Origin of the sequence: Stenotrophomonas sp. TWI273 (assembly GCF_039674765.1) — a bacterium.
In the GTDB taxonomy this organism is placed as follows: domain Bacteria; phylum Pseudomonadota; class Gammaproteobacteria; order Xanthomonadales; family Xanthomonadaceae; genus Stenotrophomonas.
Genome location: NZ_JBDJOA010000010.1, coordinates 33,702 through 50,228 on the forward strand (window position 1 = coordinate 33,702; position 16,527 = coordinate 50,228).

General features: G+C 59.9%; 12 protein-coding genes and 1 tRNA gene. 12 read left to right on the forward strand and 1 reads right to left on the reverse strand.

Translation table 11 applies throughout. The features are described from left to right. Positions 1 to 69: 69 nt before the first annotated feature. On the forward strand, positions 70 to 1,950 hold the full coding sequence (locus ABE571_RS13610) for a peptidase M61 (protein ID WP_346493833.1): 1,881 nt from the start codon (positions 70 to 72) through the stop codon (positions 1,948 to 1,950). Between the two features lie 24 nt (positions 1,951 to 1,974). On the opposite strand, the gene treA is transcribed toward ABE571_RS13610, so the two are convergent. After that, the gene (gene treA, locus ABE571_RS13615; protein ID WP_346493834.1) at positions 1,975 to 3,603 is read right to left on the reverse strand and encodes an alpha,alpha-trehalase TreA; all 1,629 of its coding nucleotides are present in this window, start codon (positions 3,601 to 3,603) and stop codon (positions 1,975 to 1,977) included. A 162-nt stretch (positions 3,604 to 3,765) separates the two neighbouring features. Between treA and ABE571_RS13620 the strand changes: the two genes are divergently transcribed. From ABE571_RS13620 to ABE571_RS13670, 11 genes are all read left to right on the forward strand, one after another. Beyond that, positions 3,766 to 3,841 (forward strand) — tRNA-Thr (locus tag ABE571_RS13620). A gap of 371 nt (positions 3,842 to 4,212) precedes the next feature. Continuing rightward, a complete protein-coding gene (locus tag ABE571_RS13625) occupies positions 4,213 to 5,028 on the forward strand; it encodes an RHS repeat-associated core domain-containing protein (protein WP_346493851.1) in 816 nt (271 codons plus the stop codon). Positions 5,029 to 5,057: 29 nt separating this feature from the next. Beyond that, positions 5,058 to 5,324 carry a hypothetical protein gene (locus ABE571_RS13630; protein WP_346466349.1) on the forward strand — a complete coding sequence of 89 codons (267 nt, stop codon included), beginning with the start codon at positions 5,058 to 5,060 and terminating at the stop codon, positions 5,322 to 5,324. A 111-nt stretch (positions 5,325 to 5,435) separates the two neighbouring features. Next, entirely contained in the window at positions 5,436 to 6,185 is a 750-nt protein-coding gene (locus tag ABE571_RS13635; protein WP_346481928.1) for an Arm DNA-binding domain-containing protein, read from the forward strand. A gap of 132 nt (positions 6,186 to 6,317) precedes the next feature. Further along, positions 6,318 to 6,833, forward strand: coding sequence for a hypothetical protein (locus ABE571_RS13640; RefSeq protein WP_346481927.1), 516 nt, complete (start codon positions 6,318 to 6,320; stop codon positions 6,831 to 6,833). Positions 6,834 to 7,441: 608 nt separating this feature from the next. Beyond that, positions 7,442 to 7,558, forward strand: a complete 117-nt coding sequence (locus tag ABE571_RS13645; RefSeq protein WP_346493835.1) for a hypothetical protein — start codon at positions 7,442 to 7,444, stop codon at positions 7,556 to 7,558. A gap of 329 nt (positions 7,559 to 7,887) precedes the next feature. Then, positions 7,888 to 13,947: an RHS repeat protein gene (locus ABE571_RS13650; protein ID WP_346493836.1), complete on the forward strand. Its 6,060-nt coding sequence runs from the start codon at positions 7,888 to 7,890 to the stop codon at positions 13,945 to 13,947. 14 nt (positions 13,948 to 13,961) lie between these two features. After that, the gene (locus ABE571_RS13655) at positions 13,962 to 14,855 is read left to right on the forward strand and encodes an RHS repeat-associated core domain-containing protein (RefSeq protein ID WP_346466355.1); all 894 of its coding nucleotides are present in this window, start codon (positions 13,962 to 13,964) and stop codon (positions 14,853 to 14,855) included. A gap of 5 nt (positions 14,856 to 14,860) precedes the next feature. Further along, positions 14,861 to 15,178 carry a hypothetical protein gene (locus ABE571_RS13660; protein ID WP_137188916.1) on the forward strand — a complete coding sequence of 106 codons (318 nt, stop codon included), beginning with the start codon at positions 14,861 to 14,863 and terminating at the stop codon, positions 15,176 to 15,178. A gap of 286 nt (positions 15,179 to 15,464) precedes the next feature. After that, positions 15,465 to 15,905 (forward strand): D-Ala-D-Ala carboxypeptidase family metallohydrolase, encoded by a 441-nt coding sequence (locus ABE571_RS13665; RefSeq protein WP_346481925.1) that lies wholly within the window; start codon positions 15,465 to 15,467, stop codon positions 15,903 to 15,905. After that, on the forward strand, positions 15,902 to 16,486 hold the full coding sequence (locus tag ABE571_RS13670; RefSeq protein ID WP_346493837.1) for a hypothetical protein: 585 nt from the start codon (positions 15,902 to 15,904) through the stop codon (positions 16,484 to 16,486). Before ABE571_RS13665 ends, ABE571_RS13670 begins: the two co-directional genes overlap by 4 nt. Positions 16,487 to 16,527 lie beyond the last annotated feature (41 nt).

Below are 16,527 nucleotides of genomic sequence, written 5' to 3' on the forward strand. Positions count from 1 at the left end.
CCTTTGGCCATGGGGCAGGGCGCAGGCGGAGGGCTAGGATCAAGAGCTTCCCCCGCCGGAGCCTGCCTGATGAAGATGCGTGCCATTGCCCTGTCCGTGTTGCTGGCCGTGTCCGCCACCGGCGTGCAGGCGCAGACACCGCCGCCGCAGGACGTGGCCTTCCCGGGCCTGCTGCGCATCGACGTGGACGCGCGCGACATCGGGCGACGCATCTTCAAGGTCAAGGCCACGGTGCCGGCCAAGCCTGGCCCGCTGACCCTGCTGTACCCGCAGTGGCTGCCCGGCGCGCATTCACCGAGCGGCCCGATCGACAAGCTCGCCGGCCTGGTCGTCACCGCCAACGGCACGCCGCTGCAGTGGACGCGTGATCCGTACGACGTCTATGCCTTCACCGTGCAGGTGCCGCAGGGCGCCAGCGAAGTGGTGGCCGAGTTCAAGTTCCTCTCTTCGCAGGGCGCCCAGGGCCGCGTGGTGATGACCCCGGACATGCTCAACCTGCAGTGGAATGCCAATTCGCTGTACCCGGCCGGGGTGATCACCCGCAACATCCAGGCGCAGGCCACCGTCACTCTTCCGCCGGGCTGGTCATATGCCACCGCGCTGGATACCGAGCGCCGCGAGGGGGACACGGTGGTGTTCAAGCCGATCAGCTATGACCACCTCGTCGACTCGCCCCTGTTCGCCGGGCGCCACTTCCAGCGCTTTGATCTGGATCCCGGTGCGAAGGTGCCGGTGCACCTGAATGTCTTCGCCGATGAGGCCAAATCGCTGGCGGCCAAGCCCGAGCAGATCCAGGCGCATCGCGCGCTGGTGCAGCAGATGTACAAGCTCTACGGCGCACGCCATTTCGACCGCTACGAGTTCCTGCTGGCGTTGACCGACAAGCTTGGCGGCATCGGCCTGGAGCATCAGCGCTCCAGTGAGAACAGCGGCGACACCGGCTACTTCACCGAGTGGGACAAGACCTGGCTGGGCCGCGATCTGCTGCCGCACGAGTTCAATCACTCCTGGAACGGCAAGTACCGTCGTGGCGCCGATCTGACCACGGCCAACTTCAACGTGCCGATGGGCGACAGCCTGCTGTGGCTGTACGAAGGCCAGACCCAGTTCTGGGGCCAGGTGCTGGCCGCGCGCTCCGGGCTGTGGAGCCCGCAGCAGACCCGCGACGTGCTGGCCAATGTGGCGGGCACTTACGACCGCGGTCGCCCCGGCCTGGCCTGGCGCAACCTGCAGGACACCACCAACGACCCGACCATCGCCCAGCGCCGCGCGCTGGCGTTCCGCAACTATCAGATGAGCGAGGACTACTACTCCGGCGGCCAGATGGTGTGGCTGGAGGTGGAGGGCAAGCTGCGCGCGCTGACCGGCAACAAGCGCGGCCTGGATGATTTCGCCAAGGCGTTCTTCGGCATGAACGACGGTGACTGGAACGTCCATCCGTACACCTTCGAAGAGGTGGTGAGCACGCTCAATGGCGTGGCGCCGTTCGACTGGGCCAGCTTCCTGCGCGAGCGCCTGGACGGGCACGGGCCGCTGACCGGCGGTCTGGAAGCGGCCGGCTGGAAGCTGGTCTACACCGATACGCCGAACGAAGCGTTCAAGGCGCAGGAAACCCGCGGCAAGAACAGCAACCTGCTTTACTCGATTGGCCTGTCCGTCAGCGAGTCCGGTTACATCGGCGACGTGCTGTGGGACAGCCCGGCGTTCAATGCCGGCCTGATTCCCGGCATGAGCGTGGTCGCGCTCAATGGCCGCGTGTTCAAGGCCGAGCAGTTGAAGGAGGCGATCACCGCGGCCAAGAGCGACAAGGCGCCGCTGACGCTGCTGGTGAAGAGCTTCGACCGCATCGATACGGTCACGCTGGATTACCACGATGGGCTGAAGTACCCCTCGCTGGAGCGCATCGCAGGCAAGCCGGATCGTCTGGCGGAGATGTGGAAGGCGCGGTGAGTGCGCTGCGTGGAGGCCGCCGGATCAGTCTGCGGTCTCCACCTCCTCTGCACTGTTGCATACCCGCTTCGGCGCGCACAGTCGATCCAGCAGGGCCAGCGTGACGCCGTTGCTCCAGCCGAAACCGTCCTGCAGCGGGTACTCGCCGCCACCGCCGCCGGTGGCCGAACCGTCCACCACATATTTCTCCACCAGCTTGCCCTCGCGGTCATACACCGTCTGCACCGTGCGCAGGAAGCGCGTGCCGATCCGGCGGGCGAGGGTGTCCTGCCCATAGCGCTGCAGCCCGTCTACCGCGACCCACTGCAACGGTGCCCAGCCATTCGGGGCATCCCATTGCTGACCGGTCGCCACGGTGGTGGTCAGCAGCCCGCCGTCGCGGAGCAGCTGCGAATCGACTGCCTGGGCGGTACGGCGGGCCTGCGTGCGGCCGGCGACGTCCAGCCACAAGGGAAACAACGCCGCCGCGGTCAGGGCAGGGCGGGTCTGGCCACGCTCCAGGTCGCGGTCCACGTACCAGCCTTGCTGGTCATCCCAGAGCAGCTGGTTGATGGCGTGCTGACGTGCCTTCGCCAGTCCGGTGAAGGCGCGCGCAGCGCTGCGATCGCCGGCAGCCCTGCTGGCGCGGGCTACGGTCGTTTCCAGATGGAACAGCAGGCTGTTCAGATCCACCGGCACGATCGCGGTGGTGTGGATGCTCGCCAATGCAGGCGGCTCGGCGAGCCAGCGCGAGCTGAAATCCCAGCCGGACTCCGCGCCGGCGCGCAGATCGCGATAGATCTGTGAGGGCGTGCGCTGCGGTGCCTGCGCAGCCGTGGCCAGGTCGTCCATCCAGGATTCGGTACGCGGCACCGCGCGGTCGTCCCAGTAGCGGTTGAGCAGTTGCCCGTCCGCCAGCCGCACGACGCGTTCGCGCGCCTCCCCCGCTGCCAGCGTTTCCGCGCCGCGCATCCAGAATGCATGCTCGATGCGCAGCTGCGGCAGGTAACGGCGGTAGGCGTCATCGCCTTCGTGGGTAGCGAGCAGGTCCACCATCAGGCTGAAGAACGGCGGCTGTGAGCGGCTCAGGTAGTAGCTGCGATTGCCGTTGGGAATATGGCCGTAGCTGTCGAGCTGGAACGCGAAGTTGTCCACCATGTCGCGCACCTGCTGCCAGCGGCCACTGGAGGCCAGGCCGAGCAGGGTGAAGTAGCTGTCCCAGTAGTACACCTCGCGGAAGCGACCGCCGGGCACCACGTAGGGCTTGGGCAGCGGCAGCAGCGAGCCGTTCGGATCCACGGTGCCGGTGGTGCGGGTCAGCACCGGCCATAGCCCATCGATGTGCGCGCGCAGTGTCTCGCCCGCGGGTGGCACGTAGGGTTGGGTGTCGCCGGGCACGGTGAAGTGCTCGGCTACGAAGGCTGCCAGGTCGAACCCGGGCCCAGTCCTCGCGCGCTGCCACTGGGTGAGGAGGGCAGCGCTGGGCTGGTGGGGCACTGCATCCGCGAAGGTCTTCTGATCCTTGAACAGGTGTGCGCCCTGGACCTGCTGGAAGAGCGGCTGCCACTGCTGGTCCGGCGTCTGCGGCATCGGCCCCGTGCCTTGTGCCAGCGCGGGGACACTGAACAACAGGGATGACAGCAGCAGACCGGCCAAGCGGGGACAGGGGCGCATGGGATGCCTCCGGAGGTGGGGGATTCACTGTAGAGGCTGGTGCGTCAAGGGCTGGTACTTCCGGGGCAGGTCGCTCGAGGTCATTGGGGCGCGGCCGTTTGCCGATGCGGCCGCTTCCCTGATTGACCAAAGTGGTCCGCACCCCCTAGAATTCACGACCTCGCCGGAATAGCTCAGTTGGTAGAGCGGCGCATTCGTAATGCGTAGGTCGTAGGTTCGATTCCTATTTCCGGCACCAGATACAGCAAAAAGCCCCGGCCTCGGTCGGGGCTTTTTGTTTGTGGCTCGCTTGGTGGTAGTGCCGGCCGCTGGCCGGCAACCTCAGGTCCATTCAACGCACCCCGGACTGACATCGGCACCTCGATCCGATCCGGCTTCGCTGGCGCTTAGCGGCAAGGGCGTTGCTCACGTCAGGATGGAGTGGTTGGCCTCAATCGCCCCGTTGGATTCATGGCGGATCATTCCTGTGCTATCAATACCCAGCCTTGCTTCAAGGCTCTTTCAGGGATTGGAAGGATGCACAGGTTCGGGGAAATTGCAGGCGGTGTGTCGACCCGCTTCAGGGGATTTGAGGATCGAATTCGGAAGCTGGGTGCGGTAGGCGCCTGGATGTTCTGTGTGTTGCTGATTGGCCTTGGCATGCCACCATCCGCAATCGCCCAGACGACGGTCACCTACATCCATACCGACGCCTTGGGCTCGGTAGTGGCCGAGAGCGATGCCAACGGCAACGTGATCAAGCGCTATGACTACGAGCCCTACGGTGCCGTGGTAGGCGGTCAGGTCACGGATGGACCGGGGTACACAGGGCATGTGAGCGATGCAGCTACTGGGCTGAGTTACATGCAGCAGCGGTACATGGATCCGCAGTTGGGTGTGTTCCTGTCTGTTGATCCGGTGGCTGCGTATGAGCAGCCGGTGGGGCAGTTCAATCGGTATCGGTATGCGAACGGCAATCCGTATCGCTTTACTGATCCGGATGGGCGACAAGCAGCAGAGCGTTTTGTCGAACAGCATCGTAAGGACATGGAGGCTGGCAATGGCGATGTGTACAAGCCGTTACAGCCCTTTGCGATTGCCGTAACAGGTGTAATGCTTGCCCCCGTGGTAGTTGAGGTGGGCATGGCAGCGCTAGCCAATCCTGCTGCTGTAGCTACCGCGACCGAAATCGGGGCTGGCGCTGCGGGAGTGACAGGGACCGGCGCAGTTGCTGGGAGGATAACGGGATACACCAAGCACGGTCTGAATCAGGCGATTTCACGTGATGGCGGCAGGGGTGTATCTCCAAAAGCAATTTTGTCGGCAGTTAGAGAGCCCTTAAAGGTAGCGGAGCAGGCCGGAGGCAAGACGGTATACACGGGGAGGGATGCCAAGGTTGTTCTGAACGGTGATGGAAAAGTGATAACTACAATTCCACGAAAGTAATGGTGTGAGAGACCCAAAGGTGAAGTGAAATGAGTGGAAAGGTGCCGTTGCATTTGCGCATGCTGCTTGTGGAGATTTGCGCCAAAAATGGCCGTGATCTGTCATTTGAGAAGCTGGAGGGCGACGAGTGTTTATTCGATGGCAATGATCGGGAGTGGTTGGTTGATGCGCTTGTTCGAGAGCTCTCCGATACTGGCCTGAAATTGGACGATGAACCTAATGAGCGTGGGCTGGAAATCGAAGCGTTGATTGATTTTATCGGGCCGGACTCAGGCACAGGTCTGATGAATGAGTGAGCTTAAACTCGTTATTTGGAGGAGTAGAGCGCTGCGGACGCTCCGCATCCAAACATCGCCTCGCATCCTGTCCTAAGTTGGCCTTATCGCCACTTACGGACCCTCCGCCCGATGTCATCCGTCCTCACCAAGCGCATCGTCCTTACGTCGGAGCCCCGGGATCGCCCCTATGAGCTTAGGGATGCCCAGGTTCGCGGCCTGATCCTGCGCGTGCAGCCCTCTGGGCACAAGGCTTGGATCGTGACTTGGGCGCACGGTAAGCGTCGTACCTTGGGGTCGGTCGAGCATCTGTCACTTGATCAAGCCCGCGATCAAGCCCGGCAAGCAGTCGCTGAATACGTTCAGTCCGGATTGCCGACGCTCGCAAAATCCAAGCCCACTAGTTGCACGCTCGAAACGCTCCTCAACGAGCATTTCGAGCCTTGGGCGGTTGCCGAACTCAAGGGTGGTCGCCAGTACCCGGATCGCATCCGATCCGTGTTTCCGTGGCTGTTACGCCGTCAAATTATCGAGATTGATGTGCCCACGATGGAGCGCTGGTGGCGCGGGCGTATAACTGGCCCCGATGCCGTCACAAAGGCTACCGCAGCGCGCGACTTTGCTTGCCTGCGGTCTGCCTTGTCTCGTGCAGTTGAGTGGAAGCTGATCGACAAAAATCCTTTGATGGGCATTCATCACCGATCAGCAGCAAGCCGCAAGGTGGAGCGCGGACCATCTGATCGATGCAGCTGGAAAGCTGGAGCGGGTAAAGGGGGGCGCGTGCCAAGGGCGGCCCGTGCCAAGGGCGGGTGGAAGGAGACGCAGGCAAGCTATTTGATGCAATCACCGATGGCGGCACTAAGACCTCTGGCGGTCGGGTGAGAATCCCGGACGGAATAGTCATAGGAAGCCACACGTCAAAAACTACTGGCGTGGCGACTATTGACATCAACAAGTCTGGCCAAATTTACAGATAAGAATCGATGCGCTTAAGTAGGTTCGGGGGGTGGAGTGATGATCGACTTTCAGTCAAGCGGCATTGTGGGATACGGCGAGGTTTCTCTCGATGAGCTGGATATTTATTACCTAGAGAAATACTGGTTGAATCTAGAAAGCTTGGTAAGTTATTGGGCGGGGTTGCTTGATCAGGCTTTCATTGTGAATCGCGACGGTCCTGAAATCCGATGCCAATCAAATATGGAGTACCGGCCCGGGGGCGTCCTATTTACTGAGCAGGAGTTCCTCGACTTCAAGCGGCTGTCTATTGATCTAGGTGCCAAGAGTTTCGCAGTGATTGAGTATATTGGGCAAAGCGAGTGGGTGGATTTTTCATCTCGATCGTTTTTCCGATTTGCGTATCCGCTAGATGTGTCCTGGAGCGAGATGACGAGTTCCTGTCCGATTGCCGATGATGTGTTCATGCGACCCATCAGGGCATTCTTTGTCATTTCCGATAACGGGCGTATCGGTAAGTACGTGGATAGCGACGCATTTCATCCGTATGAGTTGTTCTTTTTCAGTAATTCGTAATGCGTATGTCGTAGGTTTGATTCCTATTTCCGGCACCAGATACATCAAAAAGCCCCGGCCTTGGCCGGGGCTTTTTGTTTGTGGCTCGCTTGGTGGTAGTGCCGGCCAGCGGCCGGCAACCTCAGGTCCGTTCGACGCACCCCGGACTGACATCGGCACCTCGATCCGGTTCGGCCTCGCCGGCGCTTAGCGCCAAGGGCGTTGCTCACGTCAGGATGGTGTGGGTGGCCTCAATCGCCCCGTTGGATTCATGGCGCGTTATTCCTGTGCTATGAATACCCTGCCTTGCTTCAAGCTCTTTCAGGGATTGGAAGGATGCGCAGGATCGGGGAAACTGCAAGCGGCGTGTCCACCCGCTTCGGGAGATTTAAGGATCCAGTTCGGAAGCTTGGTGCCGTAGACGCATCGCTATGCTTTGTGCTGTTGCTGAGTCTGGCTGCTGTGCAACCGCAAGCGCACGAACGGTCACCTACATCCATACCGATGCCCTACGCTCGGTTGTAGCCAAAAGTGATGCCAATGGCAACGTGATCGAGCGCATCACTTACGAGCCTTAAGGTGCTGTCATAGGTGCGCCGGTTCCTGATGGCCCGGGGTATACGGGGCATGTGAGTGACTCTGCCACTGGCCTGAGCTACATGCAGCAGCGGTATATGGATTCGCAGTTGGGCGTGTTCCTGTCGGTGGATCCGGTGACGACGTATGAGCAGCCGGTCAATCGCTAGCACGGTTCACTCGGCTTGGTCCGTAATGTGTAGATCGTAGGTCCGATTCCCATTTCCGGCACCAGATACAGCAGAAAGCCCAGGCCTTGGTCGGGGCTTTTTGTTTGGGGATCGTCATGGCTTGGACGTATGGCGTCAACTCCAATTGGCTCGTCTCAGTGCAGCGCGTCTGAACTCGGGGCTTGCTCGGAAGAGCTATCGAAGCGGAGAGATCGCCGCGCTTGACAGGGGTGAAAGTTAGGTGAATATCGGCGTCGCCGATAACAGGGGATGTACGGATGCAGGACAGGAAGTCAGGCTGCCATAGCGCGGTCAAGGGAGCTGTACGCGTGGGTCTGGCTACGCTGTTGATGGGAGGCAGCGTCGGAGCCGCATATGCCCAGGCGATGCAGCCTTATCAGGAGTACGACAAGCGCTTGCGCACGGCCGAGCAGGTTGGTGCGCTGAAGTCGGATTTGTTTGGCGACGCGATCAATATGTTCGATCAGAGCGTCGCGTTTGAGCAAACCGACATCGATATTCCTGGCACCAACACGCTTCCGGTGAAGCTGACCCGGAAGCTGGTCATCAGGCCAACGCCGCTTGCGGGTATAGCTCCGCATATTTACGGAGGAGTCGGCGACTGGAACATCGACGTTCCCTACATCTCGGGTGTCTTTGACTCAGCTTACGGATGGAACGTCACGGTTGGCATGCGCAAACCACGCTGTACGGACATTTTCTATCCTTATACGCTTCCACCACATCGCATAGAAGATATCTGGTCCGGGTACTCGGTAAATCTTCCTGGCCAAGGGGCTCGATCGCTCATCGCATTGCCGCCTGCACAATTCAAACCAGACAACCGCCAGGCAAGTGTATGGACGACCAGTGCGCTGGATTCGATCACCTGCACGCCAATGGTTGCTGGCTATGAGGGCGAGGGCTTCGTACTGCAGACAACCGATGGCATCACCTACACGTTCAACATCGGGACCACACGCTACGCAGGCAACATGGGGCAGGACGTCAAGAATGGCGGTGCGCGGCCCCGCGTCGAGGTTTTTCTGCTTGCCAGCCGAATTGAAGATCGTTTTGGAAACTCGGTCGCGATTGCTTACAACAGCAATGGCCACCCCACAAGCATCACTGCGAGCGATGGCCGAGCCATAACGCTCCAGTATGCTAACAATCGACTCGCCAGTGCCAGCGCACATGGTAGAAGCTGGATCTACGCTTACAACGGCGAGTTATTGCAACGCATCGTGCAGCCCGACCAGGCGGCATGGGAAATCAACCATCTGTCGGATATGCGCGTTTCATACATGACCTGGACCGAAGATCCAGGCCCGGGCTGTGGAAACGTCGCACCGCTGTCACCCAAGAGTTACAGCGTACAGATGAAGCACCCATCCGGAGCTGTAGGCACCTTCCGCTTTGATCATCAGCGTCACTATCGCGACGGTGTGCCAAGCGTTCTTTGCCAAGGTGAAGCGGTCAGCGGCTCGGCAGAAAACAACTCTGCCATGGTCCACCATCTGGCCGTACCAATACACTTCGATGTACTGGGGCTGACGCGTAAGACCATCGAAGGTCCCGGACTGCCGGCGCCTCTGGTCTGGAGCTATGAAGGTGCCAACGGTGAAACGGCCCTCTGGTCAGGTGTGGTCCCGCCCTGCACCGCCTGTACTGGTGGAAAGAGCGTCGCCGTCGTGCAGCCGGATGGCAGCGTCCTGCTGGAGCACTACGGAACGGTCTACTCGCGCGATGAGGGCAAACTACTGGGGCGCAGTACGGTGGCGGCCAACGGTACCAAGCTTGAGCAGGAGGATCTGACATATGTAACTTCCGCCCAGGCCAACTCCATGCCGTTTCCCGACCGCTATGGCTCGCGCTGGGGTGGGAATGACGAGTCATCCGTGCTGGTGCGTCCGTTGGCGAAGAAGGTGATTACGCGTGATGGCGTTACCATGTCTTGGAACGTGTCCTCGTTTGATGCGAAGGCCCGCCCGCTGCAGGTAGTGCGCAGTAGCTCGCTGGGCGACAGTCGAACCGACGTGACCGCCTATTACGATGATACGGCGCGTTGGTTGTTAGGACAGACTGCCAAGACCACCAACGTAAACACGGGGCTGGTGGAATCCCAAACGAGTTTCAACGTACTGGGCATGCCGCAGCAGAAGCACCAATTCGGCAAGCTCGTTCAATCGCTGACTTACCACCCCGATGGCAGTGTTGCCAGCTTCGTCGACGGGCGTGGTAACAGCACAGCGTTGAACAACTGGAAGCGCGGGACACCTCAGTCCATTGGATTTGCAGATGGCACTTCGCTCAGTGCCAGCGTAGATGACAATGGCTGGATCCGCGCCGTCACCAATGAACAGGGTTACCAGACCAGCTACGACTACGATGCAATGGGGCGCATCACCGCGAAGACACATGGAGCGGGCGACAGCGTAGCCTGGAATCCGACGACACAGGTCTTTGAGCGGGTGCACGCGGTGGAGCATGGCATCGCATCGGGACACTGGCGGCTGACCAGCAGCACCGGGAACCATCGCAGGTTCACATGGTTCGACGCTCTATGGCGCCCGGTGCTGACCCGTGAGCTTGATGCAACCTTGGCGGAGACGGAGCGCTACCAGCGCTTCACATATGATCATGCTGGGCGAGCCACGTTCCAGTCTTACCCCAGCAGCAGCGCGAGCCCGACCGCCGGCGAATGGAGTGAGTTCGATGCGCTCGGCCGGCCAACATCCATTTCCGCCGATAGCGAGCTGGGGCTCTTGACGACAGTGACTGAGTACTTGTCGGGGCTGCGCGTGCGAACGACCAATCCGCGTGGTCAGAAGTCAGTTACCAGCCATCAGGTGTTTGACAATCCAAACTATGACGCCCCGACTCGTATCGAGCATCCCGCTGGAGCCTTTACCGAAATTGCACGCGACCGGTTCGGCAAGGTTCTCTCGATCAAGCGGCGTAACGCTGACAGCAGTACCTCGCTGACGCGTTCGTACGTGTACGACAGCTTCCAACAGCTTTGCAAATCAGTGGAGCCCGAATCCGGCGCAACGGTCATGACGTACGACCCGGCAGGCAATCTGTTTTGGAGTGCTGCGGGATTGACATTGACCTCTTTGAGTGATTGCGAAACATCGGTCGCGCAATCATCTGGACGGCGTGTGGATCGCAGCTACGACAGTCGCAACCGGCTCAGTCGGCTGAGTTTCCCGGACGGCAACGGCAGCCAGGACTGGAGCTACACCGCAGACGGCAAGCCATCGCAGGTGGTTACAGCGAATAGTGGCGGTCGGCAGGTCATCAATACCTATGCTTACAACAAGCGCGGGCTGATAGTCGGTGAAACGATGCAGCAGCAGGGCGTGGGCATATGGACAATGGGCTATGGCTACAACGGCAACGCGGCGCTGGCCAGCCTGCAGTATCCAAGCGGTCAGGTCATCGCTCTGGCGCCGAATGCGTTGGGGCAGGCGACGCAGGCGGGACCTTACGCATCAGGAGCTCGCTATTACCCGAACGGGGGGTTGCGATCATTCACTTATGGGAATGGCATCGTGCGCAACATGGTTCAGAACGCACGGGGCATGCCGGCACGAGCAATTGATACAACCGTCCTCGATACAACCTTCAGCTATGACAGCAACGGTAACGTCACCGCTACGGTGGACGCTGTCGAGCCTGCCAAATCCAGGCAGATGCAGTATGACGCGCTGGATCGCCTGACTTATGCGAAGTCTTCGTCGTTCGGTGGGGATGGTACGTACCGATACACCTACGACGTACTGGACAACATTCGCAGCGCCAAACTCGGTGGTGTAAAGCAGCACAATTACTGGTATGACGCACGTAATCGAATGACGACGGTGAATCTGGATGACGGGAGTGCCGTCATCGGTATCGCCTATGATGCGCAGGGAAATTTGGCAAAAAAGAACGGCGATGTTTTCAGTTTCGACTACGGCAATCGTCTGAGGGACGGTGCGGGTCGAGAGAGCTACGCCTACGATGCGCAAGGTCGCCGCGTTGGCAGCTACAGTGCAGCATTGGGCGACATTCTTTCCTTCTACGGAAATGATGGCGTGCTGCGTCGCCAGCACAACAAGCGAACCGGGAAAGAGCTGGAGTACATCAGTCTTGGCGGAAGTTTGGTCGCCGAGTTGGAGAGTCTGGTGGTCCTTGGGACTCCCTCTCTAAGTGGCCCAGCCACTGTAGCTACCGGCACCTACACAGCGGCTTGGACCAGCGTTGGCAATGCAAGTCGCTACGAGCTGCATGGCTCCATCAACGGAGGTGCCTCATGGACAGCGGTTTACAGCGGTCCGGCTGCCTCCTACACCGTGACGGGCGCTTCCACTGGGGCCCGCTCCTATAGAGTCCGGGCTTGTCAGGGTTCAACCTGCGGCGGCTGGAGCATTGCTCTGGTGGTTCAAGTTCTACCGATACCGTCAAGTGCGCCCGCGCTGGTTGTACCTGCGGCGGGTCTCAACGGAAGCTACACGGTCTCGTGGGCGGCCGTTGCCGGCGCCACGCGTTACGATATCGAGGAGCGTGCGGGCTCAGCTGCATGGAGATCCGTTCATGGCGCCAGTAGCACCAGCGTTTCATTGACTGGTCGCGCGGCTGGTGCATATGCGTACCGGGGGCGGGCATGCAATGCCTCCGGCTGCAGCGGCTGGTCAGTAGAGCACGCGATGACTGTTATCTACCCTTCTGCCTCCGCGCCTGCCATCACGGCACCGACCAATAGCGGTACGGGTGCGTATACGGTGAGCTGGTCGACAGTGGCGGGCAGCACACGCTACGAACCGCAGGAGCGCCTGGGGGACGGAGCCTGGACCAACATCTCGGCGACGACGGTAGAGTCGCTCGCGGTTTCCGGCAAGCAGACGGGAAGTCACGGGTATCAGGTTCGTGCTTGCAATGCGGCCGGCTGCAGCCCTTGGTCGAACACCGTGACTACGATTGTGCTGCTGCCGCCCGCGGCGGCTCCGGCAATCTCTTTGCCCACCAACAACGGGAGCGGCGAATACCAGGTCACCTGGAATGCCGTCCCGGGTTCGGTAGAGTATGTACTCGAGGAAAGGATCAACGGTGAAAGCTGGATTCAGCTGCAATCGGAGGCGGCCACCCTTTACGCTGCCACAGGCAGGGGCAATGGCGCCTATGGCTACCGCGTGCGCGCCTGCAACAGCAGTGGTTGCAGCGGCTGGTCGGCGGAAAAAACAACTACAGTACTGCGTGCTCCGGTTGGGCCAATCCTCACGACGCCAGCGACTAACAATACCGGGGCATGGATGGTTACATGGCCCGTTGTGTCTACGGCAACGTCGTATCAGCTGGAGGAAAGTGTTAATGGGGCTGCGTGGAAAAGCGCGCAAACCTCCGCCGGCTTGAGCTGGGCCACCACCGGTCGTGGTTCGGCCACCTATGGCTACCGTGCGAAGGCATGCAATACCAGTGGATGCAGTAGCTACTCGGCATCCGTCTCCACGGTGGTAACTCTGCCGCCCAGCAGTGCGCCCTCTCTGACTCTTCCGGGAAGCAGCACCAACGGCGCCTATACGCTCTCTTGGGCGAGTGTAGGGACGGCAACCAGCTACTTGATCGAGCAGCAGTCAAACGGGGGCGCTTGGTCGTCAGTGAAGTCTACGAACGAGCGCAGCATTGCCTTCAGTGGTAAGGGAAATGGCACCTACGGATATCGAGTAAAGGCCTGCAATGATGGCGGTTGTGGCACCTGGTCGCCGACGGCGGCCACCACAGTACTGCTGAAGCCGAGTGGCACGCCGACCCTTACCGCTCCGACCGGCACCAGTGCTGCCTATACGGTTAGTTGGACCACTGTAGCCACCGCAGGCACCTATGTGCTGGAACAGAACATCGACGGTGGGGCGTGGAGCGCGCAGCAGGACACGGCCGCCACAAGTATCGCCCGCGATCCTGCCACCTCCGGCAAGTACGGTTATCGGGTAAAGGCGTGCAACGGTTCTGGCTGCGGAAATTACTCAGCTACCAAGGTAGTGACGGTCCTGAAGCCGCCCCGCGGCACGAATGTGGGCTACGCGCATCAACGCAACTACTACGCGGGGCCGCATAACAGCGAGTACTCCCTGTGCACGGTCAGCTGGTCGTCATCGCCATATGCAGATCGATACGAGCTGAGCGCGCCTGGTGGGCTCAGGCTGCTCTATTCGGGGTCGGCGACATCGGTGACATCGCCGATGTACTCGGCCAGCTATTGTGCGCCCAGCTACATCGTGCGCGCGTGCAACGCAGCAGGCTGTTCGGGGTGGTCGCAGCCCTATACCGGCACGTTCGAACAAGAGCCACACCCGGGCGACGGCGATCCGGGACAGCCGCCACGTAAGCCGGGCGAGGTGATCCCATGATGCGGGGAGCGATATTGCACCGGCTGCTGAGGCTGACTGGCCTGACGGCGCTGGTTCTGTGTGGGCTCGCAATAGCGTCGCTACAGGCGCAGGGACAAACGGTCACCTACATCCATACCGATGCCTTGGGCTCGGTAGTAGCCAAGAGCGATGCGAGCGGCAAAGTGATCGAGCGCATCAGTTACGAGCCTTATGGCGCTGTCGTAGGTGCGCCGGTTGCTGATGGCCCGGGGTATACGGGGCATGTGAGTGATGCTGCTACTGGACTAAGCCAGATGCAGCAGCGGTACATGGATCCGCAGCTGGGGATGTTCCTCTCGATCGACCCTGTGACGGCGTATGAGCAGCCGGTGGGTCAGTTCAACCGATACCGGTATGCGAACTCGAACCCTTACAAGTTCACGGATCCAGACGGGCAGAGTGCCACGCTTCTCATCCCTATCGTGGTTATCCCGATCGTAGTCGCAACCACCTATTACGCTACGACAAGTTCAGAACAGCGTGCAGATCTCGGCAATAAATTGGAAAGCGCTGTAAGGGGGGTGTTCCAGAAGTCCGAGTCGACCCCGCAGCAACCAGCTCTTCAGGGCGATGGATCGATAGCGTCTGAGGGCGCCTCGGGGAATCGATTTCCTGATCGAGCGCTGCCAACCAAGCCTAGTGGCGAGCCAGCGCCTGATCCTGATGCGGGCGGGCCCCATACTCAATTGGGACAGAAAGAAGGCAGAAACGGAAAGTATGACCAGGCCCGTGAGTTCGATGGGCAGGGCAGGCCGGTCAAGACAATCGACTTTACTGACCATGGGAGACCTGGAAGCCATACAAGTCCCCATGAGCATCCTTACGAGTCTAACGGTACTGGTGGGACACCATCCCGGGCGAAGGCCCGGCCACTCAATGGAGGCTGATCGCGATGAATACTGACGAATGGGGTTTTCCGATAACCGGATCAAAAGTCAGCCAGGTGCTCAGAGGGCACTTCAGCCCGGAGGATATCTGGGAGCTGTCCTCCTTGGATGTTCCATCTGGAGAATTGAAAGCTCCGTCGCTCGATGTACTAAGAGAAAAGCTCTCTGAACAAGGTTCTCGCATTTCTACCGCAGGGTTATGCGAGGCTTTGGAAGGTGCTCCCCAGGTCTGGATCCTTGACATTCGCTTGGCTTCCGACAGAAATGTCGTGCTGTACATTGAAGATGGCGAAATATTCGAGATCAACCTTGAACGAGCCTAGGTACGCTTTGTACCTGGTGCGCATGTGGTAGGTCGTAGGTTCGATTCCTATTTCCGGCACCAGATACAGCAGAAAGCCCCGGCCTTGGTCGGGGCTTTTTGTTTGGGGCGGCGTGGAACTCATTGATTGGTGAGGGATTCGTTGCGAGCCGATCGTCGCAAGCATCAATGCTGCTCGTTGCGGAAGGTTTGCATCCGTATGGGTGTTGAGGGGCGCATTCGGAAGCCTGGCTTCCAGAGCACTTATGACTGAGCAGGGTCGGACCCTGACCAAATAGCTCGAAGACATGAAGCTTGGAGCTTTAGTTTGCAAGAGCGAATGCAGCAAAGTGCGGCATCAATCCCCTAGACTCGCCTTTAGTCGCCAGGCGATTGGAGAAAGCAGCAATGGGCTATCAGTTGTGGACCCGGCCTTTGCCGGATCTGAAGTGACGACCAAACTGCTCAACTTCAGTGATAAATCCGGCAAGAATGTCGAAGCGACTAGTGGCCGAAGAACGGTGGAGCAAAACCGAACGGTGGGTGGCGCTAGTCGGAGCCAGCACTTACAGGACAACGCGGCAGACGCACGGATCAATGGGAGCACAGCTAAGCGGACCGCTGATGCGGCCCATGGTTCCGGCGAATTCAACCGGGTCAATCAATATACTGATGGCCGCGGCGTTCATGTGGATCTTAAGCAGGATGGAACGCAGGGACGTTTCACTGACTGGAAACCCAAAAAATGAAGATCATCTCCGGCGGAGCTTGGCTCATGATGCTAGTGGCATGCAGCCCTGCTCCCTCCGACGTAAGGGATCTGGCCAAGCAGACGCCTACTGAAGCTGTCCCCTTGGTGGCAGGCATTGATGCCAGCAGTGGCTCCCTTGCGGGCCTGCGTATTGGGATGACCAAGGACCAGCTTTTCGCAGCCGGCAATCCCATCATTAAACGTTCGGTTATGCAGGAAGGAGACGATTACATAGTCATGGATGTCTCGTTACCCGATGGTCTGGTTGTCGAATGCTGGTTCGACCAAGGCAGGATAGAGAAGCTGCGGACCATCTCCGAGGGATTGTTAGATGAGAAGGGAGTTGGTGTTGGCTCCACGTTGGTGGCGCTGAAGGCTGCCTATCCGGACGGTCGTCTTGTCACGGGAAATGAAGACGGCAGGCGCTATGCGAACTTCGTCAACCGCTCCAGAGTGGTCTTCGAGATGGACATGGCTGGGCTTCCACAAGCGTGTTTCCACGATGAAAGCAAGGAATGCGAGGTGCATCCGAACTTGCGTGTGCATGGCGTTGTCCTGTATTCCGGTCCAAGCACGTAGGGCAGGTGTTCCAGGCAAGTCTAGTGACTGGACTGGCCTGG

Excerpts from the sequence above, each read along its gene's own strand:
- treA (WP_346493834.1), bottom strand. The coding sequence starts at position 3,603 with ATGCGCCCCTGTCCCCGCTTGGCCGGTCTGCTGCTGTCATCCCTGTTG.
- ABE571_RS13665 (WP_346481925.1), top strand. The coding sequence starts at position 15,465 with ATGAAGCTTGGAGCTTTAGTTTGCAAGAGCGAATGCAGCAAAGTGCGG.
- ABE571_RS13670 (WP_346493837.1), top strand. The coding sequence starts at position 15,902 with ATGAAGATCATCTCCGGCGGAGCTTGGCTCATGATGCTAGTGGCATGC.
- ABE571_RS13635 (WP_346481928.1), top strand. The coding sequence starts at position 5,436 with ATGTCATCCGTCCTCACCAAGCGCATCGTCCTTACGTCGGAGCCCCGG.
- ABE571_RS13660 (WP_137188916.1), top strand. The coding sequence starts at position 14,861 with ATGAATACTGACGAATGGGGTTTTCCGATAACCGGATCAAAAGTCAGC.
- ABE571_RS13630 (WP_346466349.1), top strand. The coding sequence starts at position 5,058 with ATGAGTGGAAAGGTGCCGTTGCATTTGCGCATGCTGCTTGTGGAGATT.
- ABE571_RS13610 (WP_346493833.1), top strand. The coding sequence starts at position 70 with ATGAAGATGCGTGCCATTGCCCTGTCCGTGTTGCTGGCCGTGTCCGCC.
- ABE571_RS13640 (WP_346481927.1), top strand. The coding sequence starts at position 6,318 with ATGATCGACTTTCAGTCAAGCGGCATTGTGGGATACGGCGAGGTTTCT.
- ABE571_RS13625 (WP_346493851.1), top strand. The coding sequence starts at position 4,213 with ATGTTCTGTGTGTTGCTGATTGGCCTTGGCATGCCACCATCCGCAATC.